Source organism: Klebsiella sp. R445, from assembly GCF_051131755.1.
Lineage (GTDB): Bacteria > Pseudomonadota > Gammaproteobacteria > Enterobacterales > Enterobacteriaceae > Klebsiella > Klebsiella lignicola.
The window spans coordinates 4,728,200-4,742,279 of record NZ_CP180446.1 but is presented as its reverse complement, the minus strand read 5'-3'; the positions used below and the strand labels follow the sequence as shown (position 1 = coordinate 4,742,279).

Here is a 14,080-nt window from a genome sequence, read left to right as displayed (position 1 = left end):
AAAGTTTTTTAGTTTGTTAAATATTCTCATTAAATAATTTTAACATTAGCGCTACAGTCAGCATACTTAAACAGTTATACACCATTTCGCCTGCCCCGTTGCCTGCTGGGAAAAAAATGACCAATACGACGCTTTGTCGCCCAATCAAACCATACAAACGTTCAAGACAACGGCACACCCACGCAATATTTGACCACAATTTTACCATCCAAAGGCATATTCTATAAAAAACATCGCCACCAGGCAGGTAAATTGATTACTCCAAAAAAATCATAACGGCAAAATCTTCTCCTGCTAACCCTTCAAAACATCGGGGATGAAGAGTACATTGTTCCGTGCTGACTTCCACGGCAGGGAGTGGCGATAACAGCTAAAAGGTCAAAGGTTCATGTCCCCTATCGAAAAATCCAGCAAGTTAGATAACGTCTGTTACGACATCCGCGGCCCGGTTCTGAAAGAGGCAAAACGCCTTGAAGAAGAAGGCAATAAAGTCCTGAAACTGAACATCGGCAACCCGGCTCCGTTCGGCTTTGACGCCCCTGACGAGATCCTTGTTGACGTTATTCGCAACCTCCCGACCGCCCAGGGCTACTGTGATTCAAAAGGCCTGTACTCTGCGCGCAAAGCCATCATGCAGCACTATCAAGCCCGCGGTATGCGCGATGTGACGGTCGAAGATATTTACATTGGCAACGGCGTCTCGGAGCTGATTGTCCAGGCCATGCAGGCGCTGCTGAACAGCGGCGACGAAATGCTGGTTCCGGCCCCGGATTATCCGCTGTGGACCGCTGCGGTTTCGCTCTCCAGCGGTAAAGCGGTACACTATCTGTGCGATGAATCCGCCGACTGGTTCCCGGATCTTGACGATATTCGTGCCAAAATCACCCCGCGCACGCGCGGCATCGTGATTATCAACCCGAATAACCCGACCGGCGCAGTCTACTCAAAAGAGCTGCTGATGGAGATCGTCGAGCTCGCCCGCGAACACAACCTGATCATTTTCGCGGATGAAATCTACGACAAAATTCTGTATGACGAAGCGCAGCACCATTCGATCGCCGCGCTCGCCCCTGACCTGCTGACCGTGACCTTTAATGGCCTGTCTAAAACCTATCGCGTGGCCGGTTTCCGCCAGGGCTGGATGGTTCTGAACGGGCCGAAGAAACACGCCAAAGGCTATATTGAAGGGCTGGAGATGCTGGCATCCATGCGTCTGTGTGCCAACGTGCCGGCACAGCATGCCATTCAAACCGCCCTCGGCGGCTACCAGAGCATCAGCGAATTTATCGTGCCTGGCGGCCGTCTGTTTGAGCAGCGCAACCGCGCCTGGGAGTTGATCAACGAGATCCCTGGCGTCTCCTGCGTCAAACCGAAAGGCGCGCTGTACATGTTCCCGAAAATAGACGCCAAACGCTTTAATATCCACGATGACCAGAAAATGGTGCTCGACTTCCTGCTGCAGGAGAAAGTTCTGCTGGTTCAGGGCACCGCCTTCAACTGGCCGTGGCCGGATCACGTGCGTATCGTTACTCTCCCGCGCGAAGACGATCTGGAAATGGCGATCTCACGCTTTGGCCGCTTCCTCTCCGGCTATCATCAGCTCTAATACTCTGTCCCCGCCGCCGGTATTTGCATCCGGCGGCAATCCCTGCGCACAATAGCACCCGATGTTGTCACTGATTAAGGGTTCCTATGAGTCAGAGTCATTTCTTTGCCCACCTCTCCCGCCTGAAGCTAATCAACCGCTGGCCACTGATGCGTAATGTACGCACCGAAAACGTCTCCGAGCACAGTCTGCAGGTGGCGATGGTGGCACACGCGCTGGCGGCAATAAAAAACCGCAAGTTTGGCGGTCAGGTCAACGCCGAGCGAATCGCGCTGCTCGCGATGTACCATGATGCATCGGAAGTGTTAACCGGCGATCTCCCGACCCCGGTGAAATATTTCAACTCGCAGATTGCCCAGGAATATAAAGCCATCGAGAAGATCGCCCAGCAAAAGCTGATCGATATGGTCCCTGACGAACTGCGCGATATTTTTGAGCCGTTGATTGATGAACATCACTACAGCGAAGATGAGAAATCCATCGTCAAACAGGCCGACGCCCTCTGTGCTTACCTGAAATGTCTGGAGGAGCTTTCAGCCGGTAACAATGAATTTTTACTGGCGAAGGGCCGGCTTGAAAAAACGCTTGAGTCACGCCGAAGCCAGGAGATGGACTACTTTATGCAGGTGTTTGTCCCGAGCTTCCAGCTGTCGCTGGATGAAATCAGCCAGGATTCACCGCTGTGACGGTCTCCCCGGTCGGCCAATGCCGGACCGGGGAACGCTCACCAAGGGATCAGAACGGGAACAGCACCGGTATCAGCAACACGCACACTGCCATCACCAGCACCGTGAACGGCACGCCGATTTTCACGAAATCGCTGAATGAGTACTTACCCGGCCCAAGCACCAGCGTGTTCACCGGTGACGACACCGGCGTCATAAACGCCGCTGACGCCGCCATCGCCACCACCATGGCAAACGGATACGGTGATACCTCCATCGACCTGGCCGCTGCCAGCGCAATGGGCGCCATCAGTACCGCCGTGGCGGTGTTAGAGATAAACAGGCCAATCGTCGCGCACATCACAAACAGGCAGCCGAGCATCAGATAAGGCCCTTTGCTACCGGCAACATCCATCAGACCTTTCACCACCAGATCCACGCCGCCGGTTTTCTGCAACGCCAGCGCAAACGGCATCATCCCGACAATCAGAATAATGCTGGGCCAGTGAATCGCTTTGTACGCGCTCTCGGCGTTAATGCAGCGGAATTTGCCCATCAATAAACAGGCAATGATCGCCGCAATCGGGTTGGGAATTTCGTCGGTCAGCATCAGCGCGACCATCAATACCAGGCAGAAAATCGCGTGCGGAGCCTGGCTATGCGCCGGTGACGCGTCGTTCACTTCAACCGGCATATTCAATACCACAAAGTCGCGACCGCGTTTCGCCAGCAGGCCAATCTGGCGCCAGTTTCCCACCACCAGCATAATGTCGCCCAGCTGCAAAGGCTCATCAACCACCGCCCCATCGAGGGCTTTGCCATCGCGCTTCAGCCCGACGATATTGAGGCCAAAACGGGTGCGAAAGCTGATTTCACGCACCGTTTTGCCAATCAGCTCCGAGTCGGGGATCAGCGAAACTTCGGCCATACCAACATCCAGCGCCTGGTCGGAGAAATACTCCCCGCGCAGCACCATCGGCTCAAGCATCTGCTCGCCGCAGAACTGGCGCAAATCGACGTCCGACGCTGACATGTCGATCAGCAACACGTCGCGGGCGCGAAACTCAGAAACCCCGTTAACATTGACGATCACCCGGCGAAAGCGCCGCCAGCGCTCCACGCCAATGACGTTGGCGCAGTACCGTTCGCGCAGCTTAAGGTCATCCAGGCGCTGGCCGATCATCGGTGAACCCGGACGAATAGCCAGACGCCGGGCCCTGCCGGTCAAACGGTACTCTTTAATTAAGTCGCGAAAAGTACTCCTCGGGCGCCCGTCGCGGGTCGTTTCCCCTTCTTCGCCCCGCAGCATAAACCGAACCGCCAGCATGTAAATGACGCCCAACACCAGCACCACCAGACCAATCGGCGTGACGCTGAAAAAGCTGAATCCCTGCAGCCCTTCACGTAACAACTCGCTGTTTACCACCAGGTTCGGCGGTGTGGCGACCAGGGTCATCATTCCGCTGATAAGGCCGGCGAAACTGAGCGGCATCATCAGACGTGATGGCGACGTATTCATGCGCATGGAAACGCTCAGCACCACCGGAATAAAGATAGCGACCACGCCGGTGGAGCTCATAAACGCCCCCAGGCCGGCCACTGTCAGCATTAAGAAGACCAGCATTTTGGTTTCACTGTTGCCGGCAACCTTCACCAGCCATGACCCCATTTTGGTCGCTACCCCGGTACGCACCAGGCCATCGCCGATAATAAATAACGCCGCGATGAGGATAACGTTAGGATCGCTGAAACCCGAAAAAGCCTCGCTGAGCGTGAGCGTATCGCTGAGGACAAACGCGATAATCACTAACAACGCGATAGCATCCATGCGCACTTTTCCGCTGGCAAAGAGCACGATTGCTACGGCAAGAAGCGATAACACCCAAATCAATTCACCGTTCACAACTTATCCTTGTCAGATGATAGAGGGGAAAGTCTGGCATAAAAAAGCCCCACCGGTGCGGGGCTACATCATGAGATTAGCGTTTAAGACTGAGATTCACCTGACCGTCCTGCTGACGCTCAACCACCAGACTTTCAAGGGAGGTCAGGACAAAATCGGCTTCGTCCAGACGCGGCGAACCGGCAGGCACATTCACCGCGACAGTCCGGCAACCGGCAGCCAGCCCGGAAAGCAGGCCGGCGGGGGCGTCTTCCACCACCACGCAATCCTGCGGCGCCAGGCCTAACAGTTCAGCCCCGAGTAAATAGGCATCGGGAGCGGGTTTACCGTGTTTTACCCGTTCCGCGGTGACGAAGATTTTGGCCTCCGGCAGACCGCCCGCGCGATGGCGAGCATGGGCAACCGGCACCGATCCTGAGGTCACAATCGCCCACGGGATCCCGGCCTCATCGAGCGTCGTCAACAGCGCAACCGCCCCCGGCAGTGCCGTGATGCCATCGATATCCGACGCTTCCAGTGCTTCAAGCCACAGGAACTCCGCCTGTAACTCCTCATCGCTACGTCCGGGTAAGAAATGGCGTAAAGAGGTTATCGCCTGCTTGCCATGAATGAAGTTCAGGACCTCATCGTGCGGGATGTCAAAACGATCCGCCCATTTACACCACGAGCGTTCGACCACCGGTAACGAATTCACTAACGTCCCGTCAAGATCAAACAGGAAACCTTTACACTGCACGGAAACCTCCATCAGGCATTAATAATTTGATTAATCTCGTTGCTGCTTAAATGATACTGACGCGGGCAGGCGTGCCAGGTGTTGAGCATCCGCTGGTACTTATCCCACATCGGCGTTTGCGAGTTGAACCCGTGGGTTCCGGCGTCGAAGTGGCTGTAGCGCCCTTCAACGTTAACGATAAAGCGGACATAGCCGAGGAAACGCGCTTCGGTTGCCACATCAAACCCCAGGAAAGTGACCCGGCGTTCATCAATTTCACTGGCGTCCTTCAGGTTCGTCCAGGAGACATGCAGCGCATGATACATCTCCATGATATCAATGATGGTCCGGCAGGTTTCTTCCGTCAGTTGGCCAAACTCGCGGTCCAGTTCGCGCATTTGTAATCCGTATCCACGCTCAATGATAGTCTGTAGACGGCGGTAACGTTCGGCGTTATCCGGGTCGAGCATCGTCATCATCTTGTACTGATTAGATAAAATCAGACGCTGCGCATTGGTCATTTCCATGTTTTGACTCCTGTGGCACTTTACGGCGTGAAAAAAGAAGGCGCATTAATCATGCGCCTTCTTTTATATGCGTTTTCATGATGGAATTACAAATCATCAAGGAAAGTTTTATCTAATTGTTTGAATGCGCGCTTAAGCGTGTCAGCTAAAGCCTGATAATCGGGCTTGCCGTCGACCGGCGCCAGCGCCTGCCCCGCCTCCTGCAATTTACCGCGTACTTCATAAAACCAGTTCAGCACCGTCGGCGGAAGCGGCGTAACCGAGCGTTTTCCCAGCCACCATAATCCCTGCATCGGCAGGCTCAGGGCAAACAGCGCGGTGGCCACGGCCGGACCCAGTTGACCACCGAGCGCAATTTGCCAGCACAGCGTGAAGACCGCGACCGGCGGCATAATGCGAATCGCGTAGCGGGTGGCGCGAATAATACGGTTTTCAATAAACACCGGGGCAAGGCGTTTATCCAGGGGCCAGGTCTTTGCATAGTGCTGCCCATGGCGGAACAAGCCAAAAAAACTCACAGGGCGATTCTCGGGACTGGACATGGCTTACCTCAACTTTACATATAAAACTTAAAAAAATTACGTAAAACACCAACTGTGCATGACAACGTTCAAAAGATTTTGGCAAAGGATGCGGCAATCAGGTATCCTGTGCGCACCTGAGGGGCGGTTAGACCCTTTTACCAGGTTAGTCAAATTATCGCATATTCTGCCATTGGCTGAAAATTATGCAAAATGACATAAAATCAAATGTACTGCTCCCATCTTGCCGAAAACAGAATAAGGCATGATGTTAATCATAAATGTCGTTGTCATCCTGCGCTACGCTTTGTGACACACTGACGTTTTTTTAGCCACGTATCATAAAAGGTACTTCCATGTCGAGTAAGTTAGTACTGGTTCTGAACTGCGGTAGCTCCTCACTGAAATTCGCTATCATTGATGCCTTAAACGGTGACGAATATCTTTCCGGTTTAGCTGAATGTTTCCACCTTCCAGAAGCCCGTATCAAATGGAAAATGGATGGCAGCAAACAAGAAGCTGAATTAGGCGCTGGCGCCGCTCACAGTGAAGCGCTGAACTTCATCGTTAACACTATTCTGGCACAAAAACCAGAACTGTCTGCTCAGCTGACTGCGATCGGTCACCGTATCGTCCACGGCGGTGAAAAATACACCAGCTCCGTCGTTATCGATGAAACCGTTATTCAGGGCATCAAAGACGCTGCCTCTTTCGCACCTCTGCACAACCCGGCGCACCTGATCGGTATTGCAGAAGCACTGAAATCCTTCCCGAATCTGAAAGACAAGAACGTTGCCGTGTTCGACACCGCGTTCCATCAGACCATGCCGGAAGAATCTTACCTCTATGCCCTGCCGTACAGCCTGTATAAAGAGCACGGCGTACGTCGTTACGGCGCACACGGCACCAGCCACTTCTACGTGACTCAGGAAGCAGCAAAAGTCCTGAACAAGCCGGTTGAAGAACTGAACATCATCACCTGCCATCTGGGCAACGGTGGTTCTGTTTCTGCCATCCGTAACGGTAAATGCGTAGATACTTCTATGGGTCTGACCCCGCTGGAAGGTCTGGTGATGGGTACCCGCTCTGGCGATATCGACCCGGCTATCATTTTCCATCTGCACGACACCCTGGGCATGAGCGTAGACGCGATCAACAAAATGCTGACCAAAGAGTCTGGCCTGCTGGGCCTGACCGAAGTCACCAGCGACTGCCGTTATGTTGAAGATAACTACCAGGAAAAAGCCGACGCTAAACGTGCCATGGACGTTTACTGCCATCGTCTGGCCAAATACATCGGTTCCTACACTGCACTGATGGACGGTCGTCTGGACGCTGTTGTCTTCACCGGTGGTATCGGTGAAAACGCCGCGATGGTTCGCGAACTGTCTCTGGGCAAACTGGGCGTACTGGGCTTCGAAGTTGATCATGAACGCAACCTGGCCGCTCGTTTCGGCAAGTCTGGCTTCATCAACAAAGAAGGCACCCGCCCTGCTGTCGTCATTCCGACCAACGAAGAGCTGGTCATCGCGCAAGACGCCAACCGTCTGACCGCCTGATTCCACACCGCCAGCTATAACCCTAAGCAATTCGAGTTGCAGTAAGGCGGCGGCGCAAAGAATCCCCAGGAGCGTACGAGTAGTACGTGACTGGGGTGAACGAGCAAAGCCAACACATATGCAGCTTGAAGTATGACGGGGAGCTGGTGGTGTAGTTTTCTATCCCGCCTGATTCTGGCGGTAACGAAAGAGGATATATCGTGTCCCGTATCATCATGCTGATCCCTACCGGAACCAGCGTTGGCCTGACCAGCGTCAGCCTCGGTGTTATCCGTGCAATGGAACGTAAAGGCGTTCGCCTGAGCGTCTTCAAACCTATCGCCCAGCCACGCTCTGGCGGCGATGCACCAGACCAGACCACTGCCATCGTTCGCGCCAACTCCAGCCTTCCGGCTGCTGAGCCGCTGAAGATGAGCCACGTCGAGTCTCTGCTTTCCAGCAACCAGAAAGACGTGCTGATGGAAGAGATTATCGCTAACTACCACGCTGCCACTCAGGATGCTGAAGTGGTGCTGGTTGAAGGCCTGGTCCCGACCCGTAAACACCAGTTTGCCCAGTCTCTGAACTTCGAAATCGCGAAAACGCTGAACGCGGAAATCGTCTTCGTGATGTCTCAGGGTACGGACACTCAGGAACAGCTGAACGAGCGTATCGAACTGACGCGTAACAGCTTTGGCGGCGCGAAAAACACCAACATTACCGGTGTTATCGTCAACAAGCTGAATGCGCCGGTTGACGAACAGGGCCGTACACGTCCTGACCTGTCAGAAATCTTCGATGACTCTTCCAAAGCGAAAGTTGTGAAGATCGATCCGGCACAGCTGCAGACTGGCAGCGCGCTGCCGATCCTCGGCGCGGTGCCGTGGAGCTTCGATCTGATCGCCACCCGTGCGATCGATATGGCTCGCCACCTGAATGCCACCATAGTTAACGAAGGTGACATCAACACCCGTCGCGTGAAATCCGTGACGTTCTGCGCACGCAGCATCCCGCACATGCTGGAGCACTTCCGTGCCGGCTCCCTGCTGGTGACTTCTGCTGACCGTCCTGACGTACTGGTTGCCGCTTGCCTGGCAGCGATGAACGGCGTTGAAATCGGCGCACTGCTGCTGACCGGCGCTTACGAAATGGACGCTCGCGTGAGCAAACTGTGTGAACGTGCTTTCGCCACCGGCCTGCCGGTATTCATGGTGAACACCAACACCTGGCAGACCTCCCTGAGCCTGCAGAGCTTCAACCTCGAAGTACCGGTTGACGATCATGAGCGCATTGAGAAAGTTCAGGAATACGTTGCAAGCTACATCAACGCTGACTGGATCGAATCCCTGACCGCCACCTCTGAGCGCAGCCGTCGTCTGTCTCCGCCAGCCTTCCGTTACCAGCTGACCGAGCTGGCGCGTAAAGCCGGCAAACGCGTTGTTCTGCCGGAAGGTGATGAACCGCGTACTGTTAAAGCTGCTGCCATCTGTGCAGAGCGCGGCATCGCAACCTGTGTCCTGCTGGGTAACCCGGACGAGATCAACCGCGTTGCGGTTGCGCAGGGTGTTGAGCTGGGCGCGGGTATCGAAATCGTCGATCCGGAAGTGGTTCGCGAAAGCTACGTCGCTCGCCTGGTCGAACTGCGTAAGAGCAAAGGCATGACCGAAGCGGTTGCTCGTGAGCAACTGGAAGACAACGTGGTTCTCGGCACCCTGATGCTGGAACAAGACGAAGTCGATGGCCTGGTTTCTGGCGCGGTACACACCACTGCCAACACCATCCGACCGCCGCTGCAGCTGATCAAAACGGCACCAGGCAGCTCGCTGGTTTCTTCCGTGTTCTTCATGCTGCTGCCTGAGCAGGTTTACGTATATGGCGACTGCGCCATCAACCCGGATCCTACCGCTGAGCAGCTGGCTGAGATCGCTATCCAGTCCGCAGATTCTGCGATTGCATTCGGCATTGAGCCGCGCGTAGCGATGCTCTCCTACTCCACCGGTAATTCTGGTGCCGGTAGCGATGTAGAGAAAGTACGTGAAGCAACGCGTCTGGCGCAGGAAAAACGTCCTGACCTGATGATCGACGGCCCGCTGCAGTATGATGCGGCTGTCATGGCTGACGTCGCGAAATCCAAAGCACCGAACTCTCCGGTTGCAGGTCGTGCGACCGTGTTCATCTTCCCGGATCTGAACACCGGTAACACCACTTACAAAGCCGTACAGCGTTCTGCTGACCTGATCTCCATCGGGCCAATGCTGCAGGGTATGCGTAAGCCGGTGAACGACCTGTCCCGTGGCGCGCTGGTTGACGATATCGTCTACACCATCGCACTGACCGCGATTCAGTCGTCTCAGCAGCAAGCGTAATCATGCCTCCGGCATGAAAAAAGGCGACCTCAGGGTCGCCTTTTTATTTACAGCAGCTCGCGCGCCGCCGACACAATGTCATGTGCCGTCAGGCCATACTCCTTTTGCAGGAAATCCTGCGTCCCCACCTGACCGTACCGCTCCTTCACCCCCACGCGACGCATCGGCACCGGACAGGTTTCCACCAGCACCTCGGCCACCGCGGAACCCAGCCCGTTGTGAATACTGTGATTTTCACAGGTGACAATGCGCCCGGTTTTCTCGGCATAATTTTTCACCAGCATGCGGTCGATAGGCTTCAGGGTAAACATATCAATCACCGCCGCGCTGACCCCTTCCTGCTCAAGCTGCCTGGCCGCCTCCAGCGCTTCGGCTACCATAATGCCGTTGGCAATCAGGGTAATATCTTCACCTTCGCGCAGCACATTACCCTTGCCGATCGTAAACGTTGAGCCTGGCGCATACACGCTCGGCGCCTGCTTGCGGATGGTGCGTACCCAGTAAAACCCTTCAAGCTTCATCAGCTGATGCAGCACATCGTCGAACATCACCGCATCGGTCACCTCCAGCACCACCGAGTGCGCCAGGCCGCGAACGATCCCCATATCTTCAAACGACATATGGGTGCCGCCGTTGTGGCAGGCCGTGACGCCAGCGTCGGAGGCGATCACCTTGACGTTATTCCGCTGATAATCCAGCGACATAAACAGCTGGTCAAAGCAGCGACGGCTGGCAAAGGCGGTGAAGGTATGAACAAACGGTTTGCGTCCGGTCAACGACAGCCCGGCGGCGGTGCCGATCACGTTGGCCTCCATAATGCCGCAGTTGATGACGTGCTGCGGGTGTTCCCGCGCGACGCCGTCCATCGCCATGGAACTCATCAGATCCGCTTCCAGGGCGATAATCGGGCTACCGGCGTCAATCTGCTGCGCGACGAATCCGGCGTAGACTTTGCGCATCTCTACGGCATCTTTTTGTCCTGCAGGTGCTACCTTAATCATGTTCGGCCTCCAGCTGGCGAATGGTCTCGTTTAGCGTCTCAGTCATCTCAGCCGTCAGGCGCAAATGATGGTTATTACCCAGTTGCTCGAGATACGGCACCCCCTGGCCCTTGACGCTGTCGAGGATCACCACCCGAGGCGGCGCATCGGCCGGAGGAACCGGCTGTACCGCCGCCAGCAGTCCGGGGATGTCATCGCCTTTGACGGTCACAACATCAAAACCAAAGGCGCGGAATTTATCTTCCAGATTGAAAGCGCAAATAATGTCGTCAAGCTTGCCGTCCAGCTGTAGCTTGTTCCAGTCAACGAACACGGTCAGGTTATTCAGACGGTGATGGGCAATAAACTGGAACGCTTCCCAGCACTGTCCCTCGTTCAGCTCCCCGTCGCCGACGATGCAAAATACGCGATTCGGCCGCCCCGCCAGCTTATGGGACAACGCCATGCCGCCGGCGATAGAGATCCCCTGCCCCAGCGAACCTGTGGTGGCATCCACGCCGCGCGTTTTCAGACGGTCCGGATGGCTGGGCAGTCGCGTGCCGTTCTGGTTAAGTGTGCTGAGCTCTTCCGTCGGGAAATAACCTTTGATTGCTAATGTACTGTACAGTGCCGGGCCGGCATGGCCTTTCGACAGCACAAAATAGTCTCGCTCCGGCCAGTCCGGATCGGCGGGGTCGATTTTCATCACCGCGCCATACAGCACCGCCAGCGTTTCCACCACCGACATGCTGCCACCATAGTGGCCAAATCCAAGATCGGTCAGCGATTTAAGGGTGGCGACACGGATTTCGCGCGCCAGTCTGGTCACTTCTTTCACATTCATGATTTAGCTCCACTGTTTTCCTGCGCGCCGCCGCCCACAGATTTCTTTTTGGCAAAAACGTTGTACACCACCAGCAGGGCGAACAACGCCACAACCAGACCGGTAATGGCAAACGGCGACAGATAGCGCGCCAGGTTGCCCAGCACGATGCCGACCGCGCCGAAATCGGCATCAGAGAAGGTGGTATTGGCAAAACCGATAGCCCCCAGTACCGGCAGCAGCAGTACCGGCAGGAAGGTGATCAGCAGGCCGTTCGCGAACGCGCCGATCATCGCTCCGCGCCGTCCGCCGGTGGCGTTACCAAACACGCCGGCGGTAGCGCCGGTAAAGAAGTGCGGTACGACGCCAGGCAGAATCAGCACCCACTTGAACTGTCCGCAGAGGAACAGCCCTACCAGGCCACCGAGGAAGCTAAACAGAAAGCCGATCAGCACCGCATTGGGCGCATACGGGTAAACTACTGGGCAGTCCAGCGCAGGACGGGCGTTCGGCACCAGTTTTTCCGAGAAGCCGGTAAACGCCGGCACGATTTCCGCGAGGATCAGGCGCACCCCTTGCAGGATGATAAACACCCCGGCGGCGAAGGTAATCGCCATGATGATGGCGTAAACCAGGTAGTTCTGGCCGCCGCTGAAGGTGCTTTCGACATACTCGCGCCCTGCACTCACGGCCATGATCAGGTAGATAATCATCATGGTCAGAGAGATAGAGATTGAGCTGTCGCGCAGGAAGCTTAAATTCTTCGGCAGGTTCATCTCTTCGGTTGAGCGGGAGCCTTTGCCGCAGACGCTACCGATCCAGCCGGACAGCACATAGCCCAGGGTGCCGAAGTGGCCGAAGGCAATGTCGTCAGTGCCGGTAATACGCTTCATATAGCGCTGCGCCAGCGCCGGGAAAAACGCCATCACCAGCCCGAGGATCAACGAGCCGGTAAACACCAGACCGACACCTTCGAAGCCCGCCACGGTAAGGATCACCCCGATCATACAGGCCATATAGAAGGTATGATGCCCGGTCAGGAAGATATACTTCAGGCGCGTAAAGCGGGCGACGACAATATTGGCGACCATGCCAAAAGCCATGATCAGCGCGGTCGAGGCGCCGTATTTTTCAAGCGCGATAGAAACTATCGCTTCATTATTTGGAATAATCCCCTGGATATTAAAAGCATGCTCAAACATGCCGCCCAGTGGATTGAGCGAACCGACTAATACCGTCGCCCCGCCGCCCAAAACAATAAACCCTAGTATTGTTTTAATGGTTCCTTTTACGACATCAGAGAATGATTTCTTTTGTGCCACCAGGCCAATCAGGGCAATTAACCCCACCAGCACCGAGGGCACTTTCAAAATATCAACCACGAAATTCAGCGTTTCAAGAATAAACATATCCGCCTCGCTATATACCCGTCATTCGGCAAATTGCAGCAACTCAAATGAACGAGGGTAAAAATAGTTATTGTTTGGCGAACCACGCGCGCAGCTGCGCTTCGAGTTCATTGATGTCGATGATGTTGGTTATCACCACCAGCTGGCTTTCCGGTACGCTGGCGCTGGCGGCGATGTCTTTGGCCATCACAAATAGATCTGCCGCACCCGGCGTTGCCGATGAGAGATCGGAGTGCTCCACCTCGGCCTCTATTTCGAGTTTTTTAAGCACTTTTTTAATATTCATCTCAACCATAAAACTACTGCCCAGGCCAGAACCGCAAATTGCCATAATTTTCATTGTTAGCACCTTTTTTTGGGTAGAGTACGTCCGCATCACGCCGGTGCGTAATGTGTTATTAGTCGGATTATAAAATGAAGTCAGAAGCGCGCGATGATGGTTTTAATCTCCTCCAGAGTCTTCGCTTGATGTAATTGTTGCATATCGTGGTCGCTGGAAAATAATTCAGCCAACGCTGAGATCATCTCGATATGGCTATGCTTATCGGGGGCCGCCAGCATAATAATAATATCGACCGGATCGAATTCGTCTGAACCAAACGACACCCCCTGTTCCAGCTTCAACAGCGATAAACCTAATCCTCTTGCTCCCTCCTCCGGTCGCGCATGCGGCATCGCCAGTCCGGGCGCCAGCACGTAATACGGCCCCAGCTTGTCGTGCTGTTCCATAATCGCGGTGACGTACTCGGGTACGATCACGCCCGCGTTGAGTAGCGGTCTGGCGCAAACGTCAAGCGCCTGCTGCCACTCATCTACGCGTGGCTGGAGCGTAATGGTGGAATCAAAGAGCCAAGTGCTGAGCATTTTATCTCCCGTCTTTTCGCAAAAGATGGGCAAACTTTATTCAAGCGCTCAACGGTTAGCTGCGACAAAGATCACAAAGATAGCGCTACCAACAGATAACATTCAAATTTGTGATAGCGCTATCAATTCGTTATCATCAGATGAAAACGCAGCAAAAGTATGG

At 54.8% G+C, this 14,080-nt stretch carries 13 protein-coding genes; 4 read left to right on the top strand and 9 right to left on the bottom strand.

Going from position 1 to position 14,080, the window contains the following annotated elements:
* The first annotated feature begins 388 nt into the window (after positions 1-388).
* Positions 389-1,606: an alanine transaminase AlaA gene (gene alaA / locus ACMYSN_RS22440; protein WP_123755234.1), complete on the top strand. Its 1,218-nt coding sequence runs from the start codon at positions 389-391 to the stop codon at positions 1,604-1,606.
* An 86-nt stretch (positions 1,607-1,692) separates the two neighbouring features.
* On the top strand, positions 1,693-2,292 hold the full coding sequence (gene yfbR / locus ACMYSN_RS22435) for a 5'-deoxynucleotidase (protein WP_123755235.1): 600 nt from the start codon (positions 1,693-1,695) through the stop codon (positions 2,290-2,292).
* Positions 2,293-2,341: 49 nt separating this feature from the next.
* Here the strand turns inward: yfbR and ACMYSN_RS22430 are convergent, their stop codons facing one another.
* The 4 genes from ACMYSN_RS22430 to yfbV all read right to left on the bottom strand — a co-directional run bounded on the left by ACMYSN_RS22430 (position 2,342) and on the right by yfbV (position 5,958).
* Entirely contained in the window at positions 2,342-4,174 is a 1,833-nt protein-coding gene (locus ACMYSN_RS22430) for an SLC13 family permease (protein ID WP_462496214.1), read from the bottom strand.
* Between the two features lie 76 nt (positions 4,175-4,250).
* Entirely contained in the window at positions 4,251-4,910 is a 660-nt protein-coding gene (locus tag ACMYSN_RS22425; protein ID WP_123755525.1) for a sugar phosphatase, read from the bottom strand.
* A gap of 11 nt (positions 4,911-4,921) precedes the next feature.
* Positions 4,922-5,416, bottom strand: coding sequence for a YfbU family protein (locus ACMYSN_RS22420; protein WP_123755237.1), 495 nt, complete (start codon positions 5,414-5,416; stop codon positions 4,922-4,924).
* An 86-nt stretch (positions 5,417-5,502) separates the two neighbouring features.
* Positions 5,503-5,958 (bottom strand): terminus macrodomain insulation protein YfbV, encoded by a 456-nt coding sequence (gene yfbV / locus ACMYSN_RS22415; protein ID WP_123755238.1) that lies wholly within the window; start codon positions 5,956-5,958, stop codon positions 5,503-5,505.
* Between the two features lie 335 nt (positions 5,959-6,293).
* On the opposite strand from yfbV, the gene ackA reads away from it, so the two are divergent.
* Both ackA and pta read left to right on the top strand, forming a co-directional pair.
* On the top strand, positions 6,294-7,496 hold the full coding sequence (gene ackA / locus ACMYSN_RS22410; RefSeq protein WP_123755239.1) for an acetate kinase: 1,203 nt from the start codon (positions 6,294-6,296) through the stop codon (positions 7,494-7,496).
* Between the two features lie 200 nt (positions 7,497-7,696).
* Positions 7,697-9,841 carry a phosphate acetyltransferase gene (gene pta / locus ACMYSN_RS22405; RefSeq protein ID WP_462496213.1) on the top strand — a complete coding sequence of 715 codons (2,145 nt, stop codon included), beginning with the start codon at positions 7,697-7,699 and terminating at the stop codon, positions 9,839-9,841.
* 47 nt (positions 9,842-9,888) lie between these two features.
* Here pta and ACMYSN_RS22400 read toward each other — a convergent pair whose 3' ends face one another.
* The 5 genes from ACMYSN_RS22400 to ACMYSN_RS22380 form a co-directional block, all read right to left on the bottom strand.
* Positions 9,889-10,842 carry a transketolase family protein gene (locus ACMYSN_RS22400; RefSeq protein ID WP_123755241.1) on the bottom strand — a complete coding sequence of 318 codons (954 nt, stop codon included), beginning with the start codon at positions 10,840-10,842 and terminating at the stop codon, positions 9,889-9,891.
* Positions 10,835-11,665, bottom strand: coding sequence for a transketolase (locus ACMYSN_RS22395; RefSeq protein ID WP_123755242.1), 831 nt, complete (start codon positions 11,663-11,665; stop codon positions 10,835-10,837). The genes ACMYSN_RS22400 and ACMYSN_RS22395 overlap by 8 nt, the downstream gene beginning before the upstream one ends.
* Positions 11,662-13,053, bottom strand: a complete 1,392-nt coding sequence (locus ACMYSN_RS22390) for a PTS ascorbate transporter subunit IIC (protein WP_462496212.1) — start codon at positions 13,051-13,053, stop codon at positions 11,662-11,664. Before ACMYSN_RS22390 ends, ACMYSN_RS22395 begins: the two co-directional genes overlap by 4 nt.
* A 67-nt stretch (positions 13,054-13,120) precedes the next feature.
* Positions 13,121-13,393, bottom strand: coding sequence for a PTS sugar transporter subunit IIB (locus ACMYSN_RS22385; protein ID WP_041146575.1), 273 nt, complete (start codon positions 13,391-13,393; stop codon positions 13,121-13,123).
* 80 nt (positions 13,394-13,473) lie between these two features.
* On the bottom strand, positions 13,474-13,917 hold the full coding sequence (locus tag ACMYSN_RS22380; protein WP_462496211.1) for a PTS sugar transporter subunit IIA: 444 nt from the start codon (positions 13,915-13,917) through the stop codon (positions 13,474-13,476).
* Positions 13,918-14,080 lie beyond the last annotated feature (163 nt).